We start from the raw sequence: 22,179 nt of genomic DNA, 5'->3' as shown, positions 1-22,179 counted from the left end.
CACTCCATAATTTCAAGATAACGAATTATTTACAAGCAACAATTATGTCAGTCACCCCCCCCGAAAATTTTGCTAAAAACAAAGGAAAAATAATTTTACAAAATTTAGTCGCTAGTAAAGTAATTAAGTGAGAGGAAATAATCACAGAAGTGTAAAAAAATATTACAGGTAAAAAATCAGTGCTGAATTTATTGTGGCAATAAAAAAGGCAGCCCTGCATAAAAATGCAAAGCTGCCTTTTCGTTTAACTTTTTTCGTCTTTCGTTTAACGCCTGTCCCTTTGGGATTTCACATTTGACGTCTGACTTTACTTCATAAACATCAGTTTTTTAGAAGAGACAAATTTCCCTGCTTCTATTCTATAAATATAGGTGCCGGAAGCAAGCTGCGAAGCATCAAATTGTATTTCGTAATAGCCGGACTGTTTTTGTTCATTTACTAAAGTAGTTATTTCATTTCCGAGAATGTCGAAAACCTTTAGTTTTACTGAAACAAATTGCCCTACCCCTGTTTCAGGAATGGAATATTTAATTGTAGTAACGGGGTTAAAAGGATTGGGATAGTTTTGATAAAGTGCATAATCCTTCGGAGCAGTTATTTCAGTTTCAACTTCCCTGCTGTAGGTTGCTTTACCGTCGAAATCAATTTGCTTTAGCCGGTAATTATAAGTACCCACCTTCAAATTTTTATCGGAGAATGAATAGGAAGCCGGCTCGGTTGTTGTTCCCTTTCCTTTGATGAAAGAAACCCCTTCCCAATTACTTCCCCCTTTCAATTTTCTTTCGGAGTAATCACCAAGCGGAAAATCTTCGGTAACAAACAGAAGTTCAACTGCCACGTTTCCACCGTTATAAATAGTACCTGAAGTTACTCCAGTTGTAAGCCAATCAGGATCGGCTGAGATTAAAACAGCAAGTGAATTGTGAACGTAAGTTGCATTGTTTGCTACTTGCAGCCCGTCTGTTCCGGATTCATTTTCAATTCCAATTGTTGCAGAGTTTAATGTGCCGGAAAGATTATTGTAGTAGTAATAAATCTTCCCATTCTGTTTTATAACCAATTGGAAAGTGAAAGAGCCTGTTGTCGGGTAATGCTGCCAGTTAGTGTATTGAACACTAAACTGATCTGCATCAGCTTTGTAATGAACAGTGCCTTGATTGCTTCCATCGAGATCATCCCAGAAGGGACAGATAATTTTATTAGGCAGGTTAGTCGAAGGGATGGGGTCATTATCATAATATAAATCTGAAATTGAGCCGAAGGAAACGAATCCATTTGTATGAACATAAATTTGATTATACGCAACGCCATAAAATTCAAAACTGAATGGCAGTGTGATTGGACCTGCATAACCATCATCAAGGCTTCCGCCCCAGTTTGTTATTTGTGTCCCGGTTGATGAAATATCATTCCAAAGATATTCCGGACCGTTTGGATCATCAGAATCAATCCACTTGTAGCCAAAGTTATCAGGACCACCGCTGCCATCAATGCTTACACCGTCATAAGTCTGAGGTTTATCTTTCGATCCGTGATTTTCTAAATTATTTTTTTGAATACTGAATGGAATAACTCTCATCTGCAAAACATTCCCGGGAAATGAATTATTCTCAAGCGATATATTGAAATCAAGAGTTGACGGATTTAATGAACTATTTGAAATGAAAACCGTATCCACATCTGAAGACAACGGAAGCACATCTTTGTGAATAGAATCCGGGGTCACAGAAATTTCAGGAACATCAAGAGTATTTGTGTTTGGTGAGTTTGAAACATCAGACCAATTATACCAAAAATCTCTCGAACGAATCGCAAAATAATATTGAGTATTAAAATCCAGCCCGCTAATTGTTAGATTTTCGGGAGTGCCGGCAGGTGCAGGATTTCCTGCGAAAGGATAGGGGGTGGCTGAATTAAAAGTATTTGTATCGGTAATTGCTGAATTTGAATAACGCACATCATAAACTTTCACTCCGCCGAAAGAAGTATCGGAAGGTGCAGTCCAGCTAAGAGTAACATTATTTGAAGTAACATCAATAACTTCAAGATCAGTAATTGTGGTAGGGGGAATAGAATCAGGATCACCGATAGTTGGATCCCATCCATCCAGTACTAATGCACCTGTGTTATCCGGATCAAGCCAATCTTTCAATCGTGTTGAAGGCGTTGTTCCTCTATCCCATGACATCGAGAATTTTCCATATTGATCCGACTTATCGGAAGCAGTGCATGAGGAAGGTCCGCCATGAAGCTGCCCAACAATTCTATGATTCTGATCATAAATTGGTGAACCGGAAGACCCGGGTTCTGTAACGCCTAACGAACCATCGGGCTGCCAGCGAACTCTCCAGTGAGAATTTGGCGGTGTACCGCTCCAGGTATCGTGTTCAAAAGGTTGAAGAGAAAGAGAAATCTTTTTAATATCGCCGGAAGGATGGTGTATTCCGGCGCCGGAAGTTGCGGGTTCATCAATCGCGCTCCAGCCGGCATAATGAACATAGTAAGTGTCAGGCACTGCTTCATTCAGAAGAAGCAAACCAAAATCCGAATCCGAATTACTTGCTTTAAGCGTTGTGCCTTGAACCGTGTAGTTTAATGGTCCATCAATGTTATTGCAGTTCGGACTTTCGTAGTTGAACATGATTATCCAGTCGTCGCTTCCGCCAAGACAGTGATTTGCAGTAAGAAAATAAGGCATTAGATCAGTTCTGACATTATTAACCAAACTGCCGGAACATAACCTGAAACCCCCGCCTGTTAAAATTATAGCAGCAGCTCTTTTTTCATTTTGCCAAAGATCACCTTCGGGGCAATTCACATTTATATTACATGAACCGGATTCACCAAAATCATCACTTTCCTTTAAATGATTAAAAATATCTTTGTAACCGTGAACTACTCTTGAAATACTTATAATACCCGGTGATTCAACAACGGCAGGTTCAAGATATTCGAGAGTAACTTCATCACCGCGGGTTAAGCCGGTGGCAAATTTGCCATTCTCTTTATTATTGAGTTTTGTAAATCCACCAATAATTTCTTTTCTATCTTTATTATAAAGATAAAGTACAGCGCCTTCAGGAAGCCAGAAATCATCATACATTAAATTCAGTGTTGATGCACCGGTTGAAATTATTTTCAATCGCCATAGTTTTGAACCGTCAGGCAAAATTTCCCACGAACCTGAATTCTGTAAATTAAGACTAACATCAATTGGTGTACCGAACCTAAATGGAATACCTTTATCTTTTTCGAGTTCATCTTCGGCTAATAGTGCTTGCACATCAACGGCAGGCATAAGCAAAGTTTCAATTGCGCCATTGATAAAGTGACTAAAGCTGTATGGTTCTCCTCCGGTTCCAACCTGCGATAGTATGGAGGTGGTAAGAATCAAAATAAAAGACAAGACTAAAGACAGTAACTGCTTTTTCATGATTTATCCCTTTTGTTAATAATTTGATCGAACAAAAACAATTGATTAAAAATTAAATTCCTTTTGTTTCACCTTTTATCATTTGCCAAATAGTTAATAAAATAATCTGAACATCGAGCCAGAATGACCAGTTTTCAATGTACCACAAATCATTTTCTATTCTTTTTATTGTTCGTTTTTTATTTTCTTCAAAATCAGGCACATCGCCGCGAAGCCCGTTTATCTGTGCCCATCCTGTTATCCCGGGTTTCACCCAGCTTCTTATTTTTAACTCATTAACCATGTCTTTATAAATTTCATTGAAGGGAATTGAATGCGGACGTGGACCAACCACTGACATTTCACCTTTTAAAACATTTATAAATTGCGGCAGCTCATCAATGTTTGAACGACGCATAAATTTACCAACTCTCGTTAAACGCAGATCATTTTCAACAACAGGAATAAACTCATCTTCTTTGGATACATGCATCGTTCGGTATTTTATGCAGTTGAATAATTTATTCTGAACTCCGAATCTTTTTTGAAAGAAAAAACCGGTCCGCGGCTATAGAATAAATTTAAGATTGCAATTAGCGGCGTTAACCAGGAAAGAATAAATACAATTGAAATGCTTGAAATAATTATGTCGGCTGTGCGTTTTAGAAATCTCCAGTGAAATTCTGATAATGGTTCTTCTCTAACTGCAATGAGCGGAATATTTCCGAACATACTTATTTGAAATTTTTTGGAAACAAACTTGAAATAATCGGGAATGATATAGATTCTTGCTGCGTGTTTATTGCAGGCTGCAATAATTGATTCAAGCTTTGTATAGGCAGCCAGCGGAAGCGCCACAACTACCAATTCTACATTGGTCGTGGATAAAATTTTTTCAAGATCATTCAAATTGCCGAGAGTATTTAATTCACCCCCCTGCTTTCCGCTGTCATCCAAAAAGCCGATTACTTTGTAACCAAGATCGGTTCTCTCCGTTATTTTTTTTGAAAAATTTACACCAACCTTTTCTGCCCCAAGTATTAATAGATTTTTTAGGTGCTTCTCTCTGCTGCGCTTGAAGACTAATAAATATTTGAGTGAAACTATACGAAGGCTTATCGCTGCAGCCGTTAGTGCTGTAAAAATCAAAATGAAATTTCGAGTGAATAAATCTTCTTTTGTTACAAATATGAAAAACACCGAAGCAGCAGATAAAACCAAAGATATTTTAAAGATGCTGATAATCTGAAATGAATAATATCGGGTCGCGAATTCATCATAAAAATTAATTACATTTGAAAAAAAGTACCACAAAAAATTCAGCACAGCAAGCAGAATGAACATGTGCGTTCGTGCAATTAGTATTTCAAACGATTGAGCAATTACAGCAGCAGCAATAAATGATAAGTTGATGATTGCCAGATCAAGAAAAAGTCTGAGATAATAATATGATTTTCTATTAGCTAACATTATTTACTGCGAAATTCATTAAACTGATTGTATTTCTTTTCAACAAAATTTAAAATATTTTGTTCGAAGATTTTTCTGTCAAATTGCTTTGCATATTGATTAAGTTTTGCAGGATCGAATGAATCAATCTTACTTTCAAATCTTTTTACAGCAGAAATAATTGAAGCAGAAATTTGTTCATCGAATAAAATTCCTGTTTGTCCATCAATTACAGTTTCACCAGTGCCGCCTTTACTAAGGGCAATTACAGGAGTTCCGCAGGACATCGCTTCTATTACAGAAATTCCAAAATCTTCTTCAGCGGCGAAGACAAATGCTTTAGCTTTCTGTAAATATTTTTTCAACTCCGCTGTTTTTTGATAACCAACTAACTCAACATTCTTTCCTGATTTCGTTTTGATTTTTTGTTCTTCGGGACCATCGCCGATGATTATTAATTTTTTATCCGGCATTTGACTAAATGCTTCTGCTATTAAATCAACTCTTTTATAAGGAACAAATCTGGCAGCAGTTAAATAATATTCATCTTTATTTTTTTCAACCGGAAATAACTCCGTATCAACCGGCGGATAAATTACATCAGCATCTCTGCGGTATAATTTATTTATTCTTCGGGCGATGTATTTTGAATTTGCGATAAAATAATCCGGGCGAAGTGATGAAGCGATATCCCAATTTCTTATGTAGTGAAGAATTGATTTTACAATAATGCTTTTCAAACCGTGCGAAAGTCCGGCTTCATTCAAATATTGATGAGTTAAATCCCACGCATAACGAATTGGAGTGTGACAGTAACAAATGTGAAGCTGATTCGAATTTGTAAGTACCCCCTTTGCAACAGCGTGAGAACTTGAAATGATTAAATCAAATTCGTTTAAATCAAATTGTTCAACAGCAATCGGAAATAAAGGGAGATAATTGCGGTGTTTCTTTTTCGCGAATGGAAGTTTTTGAATAAATGAAGTAACAGCCTGTTTATCATTTAGAATAATTTTTCTTTCTTCATCATTCAAAAAATCTACCAAAGAATAAACCGGTGCATCTTTCCAGAGATTTACGAAAGATTGAACACACCTTTCCGATCCTCCGTAATTAACGAGCCACTCGTGGATGATTGCTGTTTTCAAAATCTAAGTCCTGCTAATATTTTCATAAAGATTTTTTGTTTTATCAAGCATAATTTTCAAGGAATATTTTTCAACTACAAGGTTTCTTGCGTTTACTGAAAACTTTCGCCAAAGATTTACATCATCTGAAAGTTTGGTTAAAAAATTAGCTGCCATTTGCGGCTGTGTTAAATTAAATAAAAACCCGTTAACTTGATTTATCACCAGATCTCGATTACCCGGAACATCAGTGGCAATACAGGGAAGTCCTTGCGCCATTGCCTCCAGCATTCCAAGCGGCAGCCCCTCCCATTTTGAAGTTGAAAAATAACAAAATGATTTTTTCAATATTTCTTCCGGGTTCGATAGATTTCCAGTGAACTCTACATAAGAGGCGAATTGTTTTTCTTTTAATTTATTTTTGATAGAAATTTCCTCAGGTCCGCTGCCAATTAATACGAATTTAAATTTGCTAAGTGATTTTGTTTTATGTAAGTGCTCCAATATGTCAATCAGTAGGGAGGAGTTTTTTGCATAGTCAAATCTTGTAATGGAGGTTATTAAAAACGGTTCGGTATAAAAGACATTTTCGTTGATGGAAAGTTCCGGAATTACAACACCATTTTCGATGATGTGTAATTTATTTTTATCAGCAAATTTATTTTTTAGAACAGACTCGTATTCGCTTTGAGAGACAGAAACAAAAGCATTTGTGCTACGACTTAATAATCTTTCAATCAATTTATACGCAGCTTTGGAAACAGCATTATACTGATTTAAATGAACGCCGTGAAAAGTATGGATGCATTTTACATTTGTAATTGCTGCTAAAATTCTGCTGTAAATACCGGCACCTTTACCATGCGAATGTATTATTTGAATATTATTTGTTAAAATAAAATATCTAATTCTGATTAAATCTTTAAATGTAAATTTTCGATGTGGAATTCGGAGTACTTTTTTCTCGGAAACAATCTTTTGATATTTATTAAAGTAAGGTTCTTCAAAGGGACAGGCAATAAAGAAATCAAAATCATTTTGTAATCCGGAAAGAAGCCGGAAGACATGTTCGGGTCCCCCCCCGTAATCAGCACGCGCAGTTATTAAAAGTATTTTAATGTTAGATGATTTCATCAATTTATTAATGCCTTAATAAATTTATAAAACTGTATATCAAGTAAAGTTTTAGATTAATCAAATTTCTGATAAATGAGAAAGCAAATCCTTTATTTCTGATTTTTTTATATTCTGGCAAATTAAGATTTCTTTTTTTTGAAAGATAGATTAGTCTATTTTTATGTGTTTCCCAATCCGCTGAAAATTGATTGGAGTGAATTCTGTACTTAACTAATACCGCCGGAAAGAAAATAAAATCATTTTTTTCTGAAAGCCTGATCCATAAGTCGTAATCTTCAACCTGCAGAAGCGGGTCTTCATCAAATCCATTTGCCATAAGCAAATTTTCTTTACGAACAATAACAGATGATAGTGGAATAGTATTTCCGATTGTTAATAAATCATGTTTATTTTTTGCGGCTCTAAATGGAAGTGGTAACAATTCATACTCATTCGAGAATGGATTTACATCACCGAATGTAATGCTCATAGAATAAATGAAAGCCGATGAAGGTGAGGCAAGAATTTTTTTTAGTTGCAGTTCAATTTTTCTTTTATGCCACAAATCATCGCTGTCGAGAAAAGCGATAAACTCACCGTTAGCCTTTTGTACGCCGTAATTTCTCGGAACCGAAGGACGACCTGACGCAGGGATAGAAAAATATTTTACCCGATTATCTTTTAACGAAATTTGTTTTACTATTTCTAATGTTCGATCTGTTGAACCATCATCAACAATGATTAGCTCGATATTTCTATACGTCTGGCAAAGAGCTGAATTGATAGTTTCTGCAATATATTTTTCAGAGTTGAATGCTGGAATAATAACTGAGACTAATGGAAAATTATTTTTCAAATTCATTAAAGTTTTGTCAATTCAAAAATAGCACAGCCAAAGTTACAGTTGAAGTTGCTGCTGATATTTTCTTTCTCCAATTCGATATTTTGATGAAGCACATCAGCATCATCTATATAAGCAAATGAATTTATTTTATACTTGGGCTCAATCAATTTAAGTAGATATGAAAGCGAAAAAACTCGATGCGCATCAAACTCGATTCTTTGTCTGCCGATTGGAGTCGAAAAGTAGAATTTTCCCCCCTGCTTAAGAATCTTATGAATGTTGTTAAAACCTTTTATATGACCATTTATATCAACAGGATCACCGTATCTTCCGAGACCAAAATGTTCAAGCACATGTAAACAGGAAAGAGAGTCGCAATAATCAATTATATTAAAATTATTGCTCATCAAATCTGCTTGGGTAAACGAAATATTGGGGAAATGATAATTTAATTTTCTAATATCGAAAATTTCAATCTTCCTAAAGGAGGCAACATAGCAACAAATCCATCAATGCGCGAGCCAATATCAACGTGTTTTAACGGGTTATTCAGAAATATTTTTCTGGCTGCATAAATGTCTTGCAGAAAATAATGCTTTTGAAAATCGCCGGCATTTGCAAACCTATCATCTAAACAAGGAAACAACCGAGTAATTGAAAAATCATTTTTATCATTTTTTATCGAGTGATTAAATGAATTGAAATTTTTTATGTACGAAGGAATGCCTCTGAATGAGTTATAAAATTTTCTTGGATAAAATCCAAATGTTTGCAGGTACAAATGAATTTTTGAAATAAACTTCATGCGCCAATCACTGTATTGATTAAATTCTTCAAATATTTTTGAGCGCTGTGGTCATTTTGGCTTCTCTCATAACCTTTAAGAGCAATTTTATTTCTTATTGATTCATTATTCAAAAAAAAATTTATATGGTCGGCGATACTCGAAATATCCTCATAGACAGCAATTTCTTTATCTATTTCATAAACGAGATTTAAAGCGGGAGCAAAAAAACTTAATTGAAATCCGCCGCACGCATTTATTTCAAAATGTCTCCCCTTTACCATCTCTTTATATTTCTTAGTTTTTATGGCTCTAATAAGTTCACGCGGTTTGGATAGAGAGTAGAGTAAAAATCTGTAATCCTTAGAAAAATTATTTGATAAATTAAGGTTTATTTTGGATTGGTTAAAAATCATCACCATTTCCTCCTGTGTAATCCACCCTCCTTTGTTATTCCAATCTCTTCCGAAAACATTTACATTGATCTTATTTTTTTTAAGAATATTTATCAACCAACTGCGGTATCCATTTTGACCGCCAACAAAGGAGACATCATATTTTTTTTCAACATCAAATTTTTTATAAATATTTTCATTATATCCGAATGGGCAGTGAATAACGTTTTCAATCCCTTCGGAATAGTAATTCATCAGCGAATAGTAATCCGAAGTTGTAAAGTAGTTAAAATGTTTTATCCATCGCCGCACGAAATCCTGTCGCCATGGATCGTCAAAAAAATAAGCAACAGTTTCTGTGAAGCTGCGAATTTCGTCAAGCACCGAGTCATCAAATTCATCTCTGAAAAGGCAAAAGATTGATAAATCAGGCTTTTCTATTTTAATTAATTCTTTCAACCTTTTGTTCATCGCGGCTTTTCCATTTCGATTAAACTCGACAAAGAAATCAAACAAGATAACGTTATTTTCTCCCGCAACATCGCAAAGTGGAAGATGAACATTATAATATTCATACGAGTATCCGCGCTGTTCAACTCCATAATCATATTTCATCATTACTGTAAGTATTTTCATTTGATCATTGAAGATGATGTTCGGAAATAATTTTTTTATTGATAAAACTTATATGAAGCAGATATAATAAACCAGTGATCAAGATTGTGTAAGCAATTCCGTTTATCCCGAATGCATTTATAAAAATGAAATTAAAAACAATTGACAAAATGCCAATCATAATTTTGGGCAGTAAATATTTTTGCGGAAGATTGAGAGCCATCCCAAGGTACGCTTGAGCCTGCCCGGTTAAATACAGTCCTGTCCCCAAACATAAAAATGGAAGCAACTGCCAATAGCCGGAATAGCTTTTACTGCTTATCAATTCAATAAATGTTTTGCCAATAAAAAAAGTAATTGCAGCAGAAAAAATAGATAGAATAAAAACGACAAGGGTTATTAAACTGATATATCTGAAACCTGTTTTAATTTTTGTCTTGTCTGTTAAATCAGAATACTGTTGAAAAATTATGGGGGTGGCGAACTCAGCAACCATATTGTTTGGTATTGCAACTAATGCATTAACGAGCGACATCATTATTGCATAAATTCCGACATCGGAAACAGACAGCAAGCCGTTGATAATCCATCGTTCGCCGTTTGATTGAAGCCAGCCGCTGATTCCCCAAATTAGAAATGGAATAATGTAAGCGGCAGTGGTTCTTCTCATTTCATTTTTCCCATTTGTCAAATTTTCTGATGAAGATTTTTTTTCATCCGGTAAAAATTTTCTAAATAAAATCATCTTCAAAATCCCGAAGACAATGGAAGTAAATAATAAAAGTGAAATAACTTCAACAAGTAATAATCTTTTCTGATTAAGAAGAACGAACAGAAGAATGACCTGTAAGATCTTCTCGAGTGTTTGAATTATTGCATTTTCTTTTCGCTTCCTCAACAAATTTAAAAGTGAATTAAAAGTCTCACTTATCTTCGAGATGATTACAAAAGCACTTGCAGTAAGTACAAATAAAAACGAAAAAGGAATCGAGATAAAATCTTTTAAAAACCCGACAGCAATTGCAATTACGATAAAAACAAAAAATGATATTAAAAGGATGTTGATCAGGAGAGAAGCGTAAACGTTCGCCAATCCTTTATTGGAATAAACATAATAAAACCTGATAAATCCCTGCTGAAGCGGGCCATAAAAAATTAATCCGAGTAAAGCAGCGAAAGTAATAATCAAAGCATAATTGCCGTAGCTTTCAGTACCCATCCGCGAAAGGATTTTAATTATTGCAAATCCAAGAATCACATTAAGTGTTTGTCCGGCAATAACCCACAGGATTTCCGAAACAGGTAAATCATTTCTTTTTTGTTTGAAGAGAAAAATAATATCGTTGAATAAAAACATTTTTTAGTGAAGTTGAGAGAAACGGTTTAGTTATTTCTTAAAGCTTCGAGCGCTCTTCCATATTTCCCTTCGGCGCTTGATGAAAGAGCATCTTTTAATAAAATTACATGCGGCTCATCGGAGATTTCTTCCTTTTTAAGTAAATCTAATTTTTCATTCATTGATTTTCCTTGAACGAAAAAAATATTAAAGGCTTTTTTTAATGCTGAGATTTCAACCGTGGTAAAATGTTTCCTTTTCAATCCTTCTACATTTATCGCCCTTTCGCGTGCAGGGTTTCCCTCTACCGTAACGAAGGGAGGGACATCTCTGTTTATTCGACTCATAAAACCCACAAAACAATTTTGCCCGATAGTTACAAATTGATGAATGCCCACCAAGCCGCCGATATAAGCAAAATCATTTATTACAATATGACCGGCAAGCTGAGTTGAATTGGCAATTATAATATTATTACCAAGTATGCAATCGTGAGCAATGTGTGTATAAGCCATGATAAGATTATTATTCCCGATGATAGTTTTTCCATCATTTGCAATTGTACCTTGATGAATTGTTACGCATTCACGAATTGAATTGTTGTTGCCGATAATTACCTGCGATGCTTCGCCTTTGTATTTCAAATCCTGACTGATGTTCCCGACAACTGCGCCTGGATGAACCGTATTGCCCTCCCCCATAGAAATTGGTCCATATAAAATTGCGTGATCTTTAATAACACTTCGGTCACCAATTATCACGCTGCCTTTAATTACAACAAATGCTCCAACTTGAACATCTTTTCCAAGTTGAACTTCTTTATCAATAATAGCTGTAGGATGAATAATCATTTTGCTTCCGTGTTAATAATAGTCGTTAAAAAATTATTTATAAAAAGCATAATAACTGCTCTTTCATTCAAAATATTTTCTTATTTTTTTTATGTCTTTTGTTAAACCAAGCACAATCATTAATTTTATTCGAGCTTTTTGACCATTCAAATATTCTGAAAATATAACTCCGAGATTGTGCAGATGTTTACCGGCGCCGGGATAACTATAAATGTCATCAGTTTCTCCCGCCGGGCACCGGGAAGTTAGTACGACCGGGATTCCTTTTCCAACCGCATATTTAATCCCTTCAAAAGCAGGGGGAGGCACATTGCCAACACCCAGCGCTTCAACTACAATTCCATCAACTCCGCTGTCGGCTGAATACTTGAAAAACTTTTCATCCATTCCGGCATAGACTGTGAGAAGATCAACGTTAGTATCAATTTTTCTTGTAACAATTTTTTCGAGATGACGCGGCAGCCGGTTTAAAATTACTCTTCCATTCTGAACGAAACCGAGTGTACCAAAGTCCAAACTTTTAAAAGATTCGACCGAATCGGAAAAAATTTTTGTTACTTCACTTGCTGAATTTATTTCGCCATTAAGGCAAACGAGCACGCCGAGATTTTTAGAATTATCATTTAAACAAATATGAATTGCATCAATTAGGTTTTGAGGACCATCCCAATCAGGTTCCGAACTGTTTTTCATTGAGCCGATCATCACGATTGGTATATCAGTTCTAACTGTAAGATCAAGAAAGTAAGCAGTCTCTTCAAGTGTGTCTGTTCCGTGAGTAACGATGACCCCATCAAAATTATTTGCTGCAAGTTGAGCAGATATTTTCTGAGATAAATCAAGCATTAGTTGGGGGGTAACGTGCGGACCAGGATATTTACCAAAGTCAAAGCAATGAATTTCAGCAAGTGATTTTGCAGATGGAATCATGTTCATCAACTCTTCGCCGGAAAATCGGGGGATAGCTCCGCCGGTTTCTTTATCAATCATCATCGAAAAAGTTCCGCCGGTAAAAACAATAAGTATTTTCTTCATTAAGCCGAGTAGTGTATTATTGAAATAAAATCCGATGAGCAAAGTTATAAAATGATTTATAAATTCAGCGCTTATTTTTTACCCGCATATTTTATTTCACTTCTATAATTTTTTAAAACCTCTTTCGTACATTATTACTGATTGATTTTTTAAAACAAAATTCATCTTTGTTGTAATAAAAATTTTTTAGGGAGCAACGATATTATTGTTGCTGTATTTAATTCGTTATCTTGAAATTATGGAGTGCAATTTTCGTTGCGGCTAATTCCCGCATTTAATTTTCACTCCTGTTTTTCTTAATTGTGTTTTTTGATGGAGGTACTTTTATGGTTCGCTTGTTCGGTTATTTTTGTTTTGCTTTGTTTCTGCTCATTACATCACTCTCCTGCGACAGCAGTGAACCCCCTCCTGTTGTTCCGCCGCCTGACTTACGCAAAATCACTCTTTCTGTTGAAGATGTTTCCTGCACTGAAGTTTGGTTGAGCATTAAAACCGACAGCATAACCTTTCCCTCTGAAATAATATTATTAAAAGACACTGTAGCACAGGCTATCAGTCTGTGCTGTAGTGACACAGTGCTTTACATAGACAGTTTGTTACCAAACAAACCTCACAACTTTAAAGCAAGACTAACCAGACACGACAATAAAAAGCGAAACCGTAACAGCCCAAACACTTGACACCACAAGCCACAACTTTACCTGGCAGAGTTGGGAGTTTGGCGAGCACAGCAGCAGTGTACTTTACGATGTAGCTATAATAGACGAGAACAACATCTGGGCAGTTGGCGAGATTTATATGAATGACTCGCTTGGCAACCCCGACCCTCACGCTTATAATGCTGCTCACTGGGATGGAAGTCAGTGGGAATTAAAAAGAATAATGTTTTATACAATTTGTGGACAGCAAAACTTATCATCGTACCCAGCCAGATCAATTCAGATTTTTAATGAAAATGATATTTGGATTGGAGTAGATGGCGATCAAATTACTAGAATAGAAAATGGAGTACAAACTACAACTATTTGTTTACCATGGTCCTTCACTATCAACAAAATCTGGGGCACATCGAGTGAGGATTTGTATGTAGTAGGTAACGGGGGTAACATTGCGCACTACTCCGGCGTAAGCGGCGGCTGGCAGAAGATAGAAAGCGGAACGGAATTGAATATAAATGACATTTGGGGTGACTACAACGATAAGACAGGGGAGTGGGAGATACTGGCTGTGGCGGCTAATATTTTTCAAGGTTTTGATAAAGAAGTATTAAAAATTACAAATGACAATGTTGAAATATTAAATAAGAATGGTATAGAAGAACCATTATTTGGTATTTGGTTTATACCAAACAGGAAATATTACTTGGTAGGTTCGGGTACTTATGAAAAATTCAAGTTACACCAAAATATATGGAAAGGAGATCCACTTGATATTACAAGTTACTTTGAAAATAAAATTAAGGGACAAGATGTTAATGATGTTTTCATTGCTGGTGCATTTGGTGAGTTTTTACATTTCAATGGCATATCGTGGAAAAGTTATATGAACCAAATAGGTTTAACAAACGGAGCATATTTATCTGTTGATGCAAGAAACAAATTAGTTGCCACAACAGGATATGAGGGAATACAAGCAAAAATAATAATCGGTCAAAAATATTAAGAAAAGGAGTATAAAATGGATAGATCGCCACCAATAAAATAAAACCAGCATAACACTGATCCTGCTATGCCGGGTAATTAGACAACTATCACGTTTAGCATCACTAAAGATTTAGTGTTTGCTCATTTTGTCCATTTAAAAATACTAAAAAGGGGATATTAAAATGAAAAAGTTAAAATTGTTATTCACGCTACTCTTTATATTTCATTTCAAACCACACTAAAAATTCAGATAAAAACATTCGACTTGAAGTTTAGAATTGCTTAAGTTAATTTTGAAAAAAAATAGGAGTTGAATAATAATGTTAATAGTACAAGATGTTGACCTAACGCCAAACCCACAGGCATTAAAATTTATATTGAGTGAGAAATTACTTCTCCACGAAAAAAGACAATACTCCACTGCCGAATCGGCAGCCGAAGATCCATTTGCAAAGGGTATTTTTCAGATTACTGGTGTAGAGTCAGTTTTTTATATGGATAAGTTTGTCACCATCGAAAAAAATAAGGATGTAAGCTGGGGGCAAATTCAGAAACCGTTTATTAATTTTTTAAAATCTTTCGATAAAAACCTTATCCCGGCTGAAAAAGAAATTACTGTTGATGCAAATTCCGACGCTCTTTTAAAACAAATTAATCAGATCTTAGATCAGCGGGTTCGCCCTGCACTTGCAGGTGATGGCGGCGGGCTTGAAGTTCTTGGCATCGAGGGGTTTACAGTTAGGATCAGATATCAAGGCGCTTGTGGAAGCTGCCCGAGTTCGATAAGCGGCACTCTTAGCGCAATTGAAGGATTGCTGAAGCGAGATGTTGATCCGGCAATTGAAGTTGTCCCCGGATAAAAATTTAATTAAATCAGGCAATAGTTTTTCCGTTATTGTTAAATGAATAATCCCGAAAATATTTTCATCTCATCGGCAGTAATCAGTAAAATCAGGTTTGATATTATCAGCTCGCCGATTGGTTTGCGAAAAATTATTATCAATAATAAACAGCTAATTTCAAATTATAAAAATGCCACAAAACTCAGGAACGATGATCCATACACTTTTGATATCTTCATTCAATTAGAAGAATACTTTGAAAGTAAAAGGAAAAAATTTGAAATCTCTATTGATATTCAAGGTACTGAATTTCAGTTAAAAGTCTGGAATGAGATTTTAAAAATTCAATGGGGTGAAACAAAAAGTTACGAGCAAATTGCAGAAAAAGCCGGTGGTAAAAATACGATTCGTGCAGTCGGGCGAACAGTGGGTTTAAATCCATTGCCGATAGTTATCCCATGTCATAGGGTGATTGGCAAGAATGGAAAATTGACAGGTTATTCAGGAGGATTGGAAGTGAAAGAAAAGCTACTCCGGTTGGAGGGTTCAATTAGTCTTGAATTGTTCGAGCAGGAATGAAGTTCCATTATAAAAAGAAAAAGCGGTTAATCACCGCTTCTTCAAATCACTTTATTTCAGAAACTTTCGAAACATCATCAAGACGAACAAAACGTTCGTGAAATTTGAATGTCCCTTTTTCGGTTTTAACAGTCTTAATCACTTTAACGTTAACTCCATCCTGTTTCTTTTTTGATTTTGCTTTATCAGCAAATGATTGTTGTTTTGCCATTATTTAATTCCTTTTTTTGTGTTCAAATATAGGCAATGATTTTTTAAATAAAAACAGCACTTTAATACTTAATGGATTAATTTAAAGTTGAATCATTGTACGCGATGAAGTATCTAACGCAATATTATTCTTTTTTAGAAATAGTTAATCATTAAAAAACTTTTGGATATTAGCGATAATCTGATTAGTTTTTGATCAAATTTTAAGGTTTAAATATGTTTTTACTTGCAGCAATCATAATTCTTTCATATCTCGTCGGTTCTATTCCCACTAGCATAATAGTCAGCAAAGCTGTTAAAGGAATTGATATACGTGAGCACGGCAGCGGCAATGCCGGAGGAACAAACGTAATGAGAGTTTTGGGATGGAAGCATGGAGTCTTTGTTATATTTCTTGATGTCCTGAAAGGCGTTATTGCCGTAATCGTTATAGCAAGGCTTCATTATGGCAACATTCCATTTGAAAATGCGACCCCTTTTGATGATTTTACATTGGTTCAAATTATAGCCGGCATCGCTGCCGTTATCGGACATGTTTGGACTGTGTTTGCAGGTTTCAAGGGGGGTAAAGGAATTGCAACTGCATTAGGTATGCTGTTGATGATAGTTACAGTAGATATGTTAATTGCTGTTGGTGTGTTTATAGTTGTTGTGTTTATTTCCAAATATGTTTCGCTTGGCTCTATTTTGGGGGCTGTTGCCGTTCCGCTTGCATTAATAATCCGCGAAAATATTTTCAATGTTGATATTCAAGGTTATAATACTCTATTGCCATTTGTGGTTTTTGTATCTCTATTTGTGATTTTTAATCATCGAAAAAATATTGTTCGCATATTAAACGGAAGCGAAAACAAACTTAGCTTCTCCAAAAAAAGTTAAATCTAAATACTAATGAAAATCTCTATCCTTGGTGCTGGAGGCTGGGGAACTACACTGGCAATACTTCTGCATAATAATGGGCATGAAGTTACTCTGTGGGAATATAAAAGCAACTACGCTAAACTCCTTAGTAAAAATAGAACTAACGAAATTTACCTGCCCGGTATTCAAATTCCAACAGAATTAATAATTACGCATAACCTTAACGAAGCGGTAAATAAGAAACATGTACTTGTACTTGCCGTTCCCTCTCAATTTTTGAGAAGTGTTATTCATCAAATTGATTTTAGTGAAATTAAAAATACAATTTTGCTGAGTGTTGCAAAAGGAATTGAGAACAACTCGCTTATGACAATGTCTCAAATGCTTAAAGATGAAATTGCTGAATTGGATGAGAACCAAATTGCGGTGCTTTCCGGTCCCAGCCATGCTGAAGAAGTCAGCCGGAAAATTCCCACTGCCGTTGTTGCTGCATCAAAAAATCATGAAACATCCAAACTAATCCAGGTCGCTTTTATGACTCCGTACTTCCGGGTTTATTCTTCAACGGATATTTTAGGTGTTGAACTTGGCGGCTCATTCAAAAATGTAATTGCAATCGGAGCTGGAATAATTGATGGAGCGAAATATGGAGATAATACAAAAGCAGCTATAATGACTCGCGGGGTTGCAGAAATTTCCCGATTGGGTCTTGCGATGGGAGCACTTCCTGAAACTTTTGCAGGCTTATCAGGAATGGGTGATTTAATAGTTACCTGTATGAGCAGACACAGCCGAAATCGTTTCGTTGGAGAGCAAATTGGTGCCGGCAAAAAATTAAAAGATATTTTAAAGAATATGGAAATGATTGCCGAAGGTGTTCAAACAAGTAAGTCGGCTTCTCAATTAGCTAATAAATTTAATGTGGAAACACCAATTACAACCGAAGTTTATAGGATTTTGTTTGAAGATAAAGACCCGATAAAAGCTACACTTGATTTAATGACACGTGATATGAAGATGGAGTGATAGTATAATCTTCTGTTTTCAGTAGGTGTAAACAGTTTTTCTCCAAAAGTTAGTTTTAAAATAAAAATAGCCTGAATAAACAGGCCAATTTTTAAAATGAAAGTTTTTTTAATTAACTGCTACTACCGGATTGTTCAAACCTTTTATTTTTATCTCTTCAACTTTGATTTTGATAACTCCGGGGTTCATCATTTCTAAAGATTCTGCTGCAGCTTTTGATAGATCGAGATCTCTGCCATGAATGTAAGGTCCTCTATCGTTAATTCTTACTACTACTGATTTTCCATTTTTTAAGTTTGTTAATCTTAATAAAGTGCCAAATTTTAAGTTTTTATGTGCGGCAGTAAATGCCGTCTGATCATAAATTTCACCGTTTGCAGTAGATTTTCCGTGAAATTTAGGTCCATACCAGGATGCTTTCATTTCACCTTTAGGGATAAAATCTACCATTGTAGTGTTGACTAAATTTGTTTCTTCATCCGCGGTTATAGAATCTTGACTATATTCTTCTTCAATCTTAATATTATTGTCACTTTTGACAATCGTAAATCCAACAAACGCAATCAATAGTGCGGATAGGAACAACTTTAATAATTTATTCAATAAATACCTCAGATTATTTAATTCTTTTTTTTACAACTCAAAAATAGGCTTAACAGCTTAAGGCATCAACGGTCAATATGCAATCTTAGGTACAAATAGGAATCCATAAATATCTGACTTTTTAAGTATTATAGTCAAACCGGATTCATTTGGCAGTAAACTTATTTCAGCAACATAAGCTTAGTTGATTTTATTTTCCCATTAAATATCAGTGTACAAAGATATGTGCCTGATGCCAGATTTTTTGGGGCAAAATTTATCTGATGATTTCCGGAAGTTAATAAGCCATTTACCAAATCTTCCACTACCTCTCCAAGAGTATCCATTATTTGAATTCTAACATTTCCTTCAAATTTCAAATAGAAATTGATGGTAGTAACGTTGTTAAATGGATTTGGATAGTTCTGCAGAAGTTCAAAATCTTCGTCAATTACATTTGCTCCATTGCCATGAATTTTATTGCTTATTAAACAAAGCGGGTCGCCAATGACAACATTTTGAAATCTAAGCAAAGGTAAAGACATATAAGCAGCATCAATAAAATAATGCCCTTCGAGATATCGGACAAAAAAGATTGATTCATCCAAAATATTATGGGCTGAAGGTTCATAAACATTGCCAACGGCAACAGTTCCTCCATCCCGAATAAAATCTGCGATTAAATTTTGACGTGCAACGTGTCCGAGTAACTGCCCATTTCCTCCACCGAAATCACATCCATTATCCTGGTAATAAAAACTATTGGCGTTAAAACTTTCATAAGTCGAAAAGGCAGCACCATTTTCCCATAAAAAGTTTGCGCCACCCAAATATCCAATAGACGAGTCCCACCCCATGAAGGGATTTACAGAAGCATGACTGCCATTACCGCAATAGCCAATTGCCGTTTGATTCGAACCTATGGAAGCAATATTTACATTAGAATTATCAAAAACCAAATTTGAGGCGTATCCAAGATTTGTGAGATTATTATTTGCTTCTATCATTCGATCATAACTAATAGAAGGGTCACGATCTAAAATAATTTTTCCTGTCAGGCTAAGATCGCCGCTCAGTCCCCGGTCAATCATTGCTTTTACATCTTCAATTGTATATGCATCCAAACGACTTGAGAGGTACGAAATTTTTGCAGTCATTGTATCAGGGCAAAATTTTTTGTAATCAAATTCGAAACTATTAAACACAGCATTTTCTTTATAATAAAGATTTTCGACCAAGCCGCCACAGTAATCGTCAAGGTCATAGAATAGCAAACAAAGAAATGATTCGATTGAACCTCCGCCTGGTTGAACGGTTTGACATTTGTCAGGACTTGATTTTATTTTTAGAGGCATCCCTTTTGTTGTCACTAAATATTTTATTTTATCTTTTATTCCCCTGCTTTCAATTTGATATCGAACGACATCACGTATATACTGATCGTAGTAATCTTTATCAATTACCTCATCGGTGACACAGCTAATACCAAGCAAATACAAGGATGGGATGTTTCTTTTGGAAGCGTAATAATTTGCAATTTCATTACTCATTTGGGAGTTGATATTATAAATAACAGCTATAGAAGTTGTATCCTGTGAGAACAAATTTATCCAGAAGGTCAATAACAAAATCGAGACAATTTTTAATGGATTAATCAATTTCATTTTGAACCATATCAGAATTTTTAATTTGAAATACTAGTTCAACTCATATGTGATGAGACGATTGTGGGAGTAAATTTAGTTACTGCACTAATAAAGTTCAATATCATAATTAGTTGAAAAGAAATTTCGAAATGTGCCACAAATAAGGTAAAGGTTGTCGCATAAGTGTTGGCATTGCCATCCAGTGGCTGACGTATTGAATATGAAACAATTTGTCAGCCAAGGCATGGTGTGTTAATAAAAAACTTTAAAACGTCTCTTTAATGTTCAAAACATTGTCTGAGGAATTTACTTCTTCCAATCTTCAAGCATTTTTTTCATAGCTTCAAAATCAAAAGGAGGGTCGGGCATTTTGCTTCCCATTTCGATTGCTTTTTCCATTGTAGCGATGGCTTCGCTCTTCTTATCCATCTTTGCAAGATATTGTGCAAGCAATCTTGTGCTGAAATAATTTTCATTAATCATTGTTGAAGCTTGAATCCATTTATATCCTTCATCAAGATTGATATTATTTTGCAGGCAGTAGCTTGCCGCGGCCATAAGCTCACCTGACTTAAAAGAATTTCTTGCTTTATCAAGAGTCAGTTGCTGAGTTTCAACTTCAATATTAAATGATACTTTTAGTTTTTCCCAGTTAAGATTTACTTTAGTAGAAGTTTCAGTCATTTCCGAGAAAGTGAAAGTCATTCTTTCTGTAAACGGATTTGGTTCAGGGGTAACTTTTATACGTAATGCATCTTTTGTTTCTTCATAACCGGAACCGCCATCAACTTTAGTATCCTTGCTGAAAATTATTTCCCATTCATTTTGATTGGGGATGGTGTGAATTCCATAAGTACCGGCAGGGAGTTCATTCCCATTAATTTTTACTGCATCATCAAAAGTGATAGAGGTTACTTCATTAGCGCCGGTTCGCCAAACTTTTCCAAATGGAACCAACTCGCCCCAAATTGTACGACCTTTTACAGCGGGACAGCTATAATCAATCGTGATTTTTGTTACTCCAACATACTGGCTTACCGTTGCATCGGGGCTTGGGCGGGGTGTGCGGAAATCCTGCGCAAAAATACCGATTGCAAAAACTATCACAAATAAAAACAAAACGGACTTTTTCATATTTATCCTTTCGATAAAATTATATTTAAATTGAACAAAGGGATTTGATTATTATTTTAATGCAAGATAAAACTGAATTTATTCTGAACAAAATTGAAAACTGAAGATTTAAAAGAACTTGAGCGAAATCTAAAAAAGGCTCAGCCATATTCGAAATGGGATTCTGTAAAGAAGTGGATCCCCTCGATAATTATAATCCCAATTGCACTCTACTGGATTTTGAACCGCGGCAATTATGGACTAATTGATAACGCTGATCTTGTAATTCACGAAGCAGGGCATGTTTTCTTTATGTTATTCGGAAAGTATATTTACACGCTTGGCGGAACTTTGATGCAGATAATTATTCCTTCAATTATTGCTTTATATTTTTTTAGAAATTTTTATAGAACAGGAGTGCAGTTTTCGTTGCTTTGGCTTGGACAAAATTTTATTAATATTTCTGTCTATGCTGCCGATGCACAAGAGCAAAAACTTCCACTTCTAGGCGGCAATAAAGTTTATCACGATTGGAACTATCTTCTAAGTGAAATAGGAATTTTAAAATACGATGCTGAGGTTGGTTATTTCTTTTTAGGAATTGCAATTCTGATTTTTATCGTTGCAATTATTCTGCCTCTTATTACTCAAAATTAAATATTATCTTTTGCCGTTTAAATTTTATGAATCAAGTCAATCCATGAACAAATTTT

Annotated in this window: 22 protein-coding genes and 1 pseudogene; 7 read left to right on the top strand and 16 right to left on the bottom strand. The window is 35.2% G+C overall.

What is annotated here, in order from left to right; all coding sequences use genetic code 11:
• Positions 1–307: 307 nt before the first annotated feature.
• The 12 genes and pseudogenes from IPH11_07260 to IPH11_07205 form a co-directional block, all read right to left on the bottom strand.
• Positions 308–3,433, bottom strand: coding sequence for a T9SS type A sorting domain-containing protein (locus IPH11_07260; protein ID MBK6913457.1), 3,126 nt, complete (start codon positions 3,431–3,433; stop codon positions 308–310).
• A gap of 52 nt (positions 3,434–3,485) precedes the next feature.
• Positions 3,486–3,968, bottom strand: a pseudogene (locus IPH11_07255) (sugar transferase).
• A complete protein-coding gene (locus IPH11_07250) occupies positions 3,917–4,882 on the bottom strand; it encodes a hypothetical protein (GenBank protein MBK6913456.1) in 966 nt (321 codons plus the stop codon). Before IPH11_07250 ends, IPH11_07255 begins: the two are co-directional and overlap by 52 nt.
• Entirely contained in the window at positions 4,882–6,009 is a 1,128-nt protein-coding gene (locus IPH11_07245; GenBank protein MBK6913455.1) for a glycosyltransferase family 4 protein, read from the bottom strand. The genes IPH11_07250 and IPH11_07245 overlap by 1 nt, the downstream gene beginning before the upstream one ends.
• A gap of 3 nt (positions 6,010–6,012) precedes the next feature.
• Positions 6,013–7,122, bottom strand: a complete 1,110-nt coding sequence (locus tag IPH11_07240) for a glycosyltransferase (GenBank protein MBK6913454.1) — start codon at positions 7,120–7,122, stop codon at positions 6,013–6,015.
• Between the two features lie 7 nt (positions 7,123–7,129).
• Positions 7,130–7,966, bottom strand: coding sequence for a glycosyltransferase family 2 protein (locus tag IPH11_07235; protein MBK6913453.1), 837 nt, complete (start codon positions 7,964–7,966; stop codon positions 7,130–7,132).
• Positions 7,966–8,355, bottom strand: a complete 390-nt coding sequence (locus tag IPH11_07230) for a DUF268 domain-containing protein (protein MBK6913452.1) — start codon at positions 8,353–8,355, stop codon at positions 7,966–7,968. The genes IPH11_07235 and IPH11_07230 overlap by 1 nt, the downstream gene beginning before the upstream one ends.
• 41 nt (positions 8,356–8,396) lie before the next feature.
• Positions 8,397–8,753 carry a hypothetical protein gene (locus tag IPH11_07225; GenBank protein MBK6913451.1) on the bottom strand — a complete coding sequence of 119 codons (357 nt, stop codon included), beginning with the start codon at positions 8,751–8,753 and terminating at the stop codon, positions 8,397–8,399.
• The gene (locus IPH11_07220) at positions 8,750–9,763 is read right to left on the bottom strand and encodes a glycosyltransferase (GenBank protein ID MBK6913450.1); all 1,014 of its coding nucleotides are present in this window, start codon (positions 9,761–9,763) and stop codon (positions 8,750–8,752) included. The genes IPH11_07225 and IPH11_07220 overlap by 4 nt, the downstream gene beginning before the upstream one ends.
• Positions 9,764–9,767: 4 nt before the next feature.
• Positions 9,768–11,099 (bottom strand): oligosaccharide flippase family protein, encoded by a 1,332-nt coding sequence (locus IPH11_07215; GenBank protein MBK6913449.1) that lies wholly within the window; start codon positions 11,097–11,099, stop codon positions 9,768–9,770.
• Positions 11,100–11,125: 26 nt separating this feature from the next.
• Positions 11,126–11,929 carry an acyl-ACP--UDP-N-acetylglucosamine O-acyltransferase gene (gene lpxA / locus IPH11_07210; protein MBK6913448.1) on the bottom strand — a complete coding sequence of 268 codons (804 nt, stop codon included), beginning with the start codon at positions 11,927–11,929 and terminating at the stop codon, positions 11,126–11,128.
• 63 nt (positions 11,930–11,992) lie between these two features.
• Complete coding sequence (locus IPH11_07205; protein MBK6913447.1) at positions 11,993–12,964, bottom strand: asparaginase; 972 nt, start codon at positions 12,962–12,964, stop codon at positions 11,993–11,995.
• A gap of 326 nt (positions 12,965–13,290) precedes the next feature.
• Here IPH11_07205 and IPH11_07200 point away from each other — a divergent pair, with 326 nt between their 5' ends.
• The 4 genes from IPH11_07200 to IPH11_07185 all read left to right on the top strand — a co-directional run bounded on the left by IPH11_07200 (position 13,291) and on the right by IPH11_07185 (position 16,028).
• Positions 13,291–13,644: a hypothetical protein gene (locus IPH11_07200; protein ID MBK6913446.1), complete on the top strand. Its 354-nt coding sequence runs from the start codon at positions 13,291–13,293 to the stop codon at positions 13,642–13,644.
• A gap of 118 nt (positions 13,645–13,762) precedes the next feature.
• Positions 13,763–14,626 carry a hypothetical protein gene (locus IPH11_07195; protein ID MBK6913445.1) on the top strand — a complete coding sequence of 288 codons (864 nt, stop codon included), beginning with the start codon at positions 13,763–13,765 and terminating at the stop codon, positions 14,624–14,626.
• A gap of 301 nt (positions 14,627–14,927) precedes the next feature.
• A complete protein-coding gene (locus IPH11_07190) occupies positions 14,928–15,467 on the top strand; it encodes a NifU family protein (GenBank protein ID MBK6913444.1) in 540 nt (179 codons plus the stop codon).
• A 42-nt stretch (positions 15,468–15,509) separates the two neighbouring features.
• Positions 15,510–16,028 carry a methylated-DNA--[protein]-cysteine S-methyltransferase gene (locus IPH11_07185; GenBank protein MBK6913443.1) on the top strand — a complete coding sequence of 173 codons (519 nt, stop codon included), beginning with the start codon at positions 15,510–15,512 and terminating at the stop codon, positions 16,026–16,028.
• Positions 16,029–16,074: 46 nt separating this feature from the next.
• On the opposite strand, the gene IPH11_07180 is transcribed toward IPH11_07185, so the two are convergent.
• Positions 16,075–16,239 carry a hypothetical protein gene (locus tag IPH11_07180; GenBank protein MBK6913442.1) on the bottom strand — a complete coding sequence of 55 codons (165 nt, stop codon included), beginning with the start codon at positions 16,237–16,239 and terminating at the stop codon, positions 16,075–16,077.
• Between the two features lie 215 nt (positions 16,240–16,454).
• Here IPH11_07180 and plsY point away from each other — a divergent pair, with 215 nt between their 5' ends.
• Both plsY and IPH11_07170 read left to right on the top strand, forming a co-directional pair.
• Positions 16,455–17,117, top strand: a complete 663-nt coding sequence (gene plsY / locus IPH11_07175) for a glycerol-3-phosphate 1-O-acyltransferase PlsY (protein ID MBK6913441.1) — start codon at positions 16,455–16,457, stop codon at positions 17,115–17,117.
• Between the two features lie 12 nt (positions 17,118–17,129).
• Positions 17,130–18,125, top strand: coding sequence for an NAD(P)H-dependent glycerol-3-phosphate dehydrogenase (locus IPH11_07170; GenBank protein ID MBK6913440.1), 996 nt, complete (start codon positions 17,130–17,132; stop codon positions 18,123–18,125).
• 108 nt (positions 18,126–18,233) lie between these two features.
• Here IPH11_07170 and IPH11_07165 read toward each other — a convergent pair whose 3' ends face one another.
• From IPH11_07165 to IPH11_07155, 3 genes are all read right to left on the bottom strand, one after another.
• Positions 18,234–18,575 carry a septal ring lytic transglycosylase RlpA family protein gene (locus IPH11_07165; GenBank protein ID MBK6913439.1) on the bottom strand — a complete coding sequence of 114 codons (342 nt, stop codon included), beginning with the start codon at positions 18,573–18,575 and terminating at the stop codon, positions 18,234–18,236.
• 314 nt (positions 18,576–18,889) lie between these two features.
• On the bottom strand, positions 18,890–20,371 hold the full coding sequence (locus IPH11_07160; GenBank protein MBK6913438.1) for a TIGR03790 family protein: 1,482 nt from the start codon (positions 20,369–20,371) through the stop codon (positions 18,890–18,892).
• Between the two features lie 288 nt (positions 20,372–20,659).
• Complete coding sequence (locus tag IPH11_07155; protein MBK6913437.1) at positions 20,660–21,487, bottom strand: DUF2911 domain-containing protein; 828 nt, start codon at positions 21,485–21,487, stop codon at positions 20,660–20,662.
• Positions 21,488–21,580: 93 nt separating this feature from the next.
• On the opposite strand from IPH11_07155, the gene IPH11_07150 reads away from it, so the two are divergent.
• Complete coding sequence (locus IPH11_07150) at positions 21,581–22,123, top strand: hypothetical protein (protein MBK6913436.1); 543 nt, start codon at positions 21,581–21,583, stop codon at positions 22,121–22,123.
• Positions 22,124–22,179: the final 56 nt, after the last annotated feature.

The organism is Ignavibacteriales bacterium, assembly GCA_016709155.1.
GTDB lineage: Bacteria > Bacteroidota > Ignavibacteria > Ignavibacteriales > Ignavibacteriaceae > JADJEI01.
The sequence above is the reverse complement of the archived record's forward strand: the minus strand, read 5'-3'. Positions and strand labels throughout refer to the sequence as shown.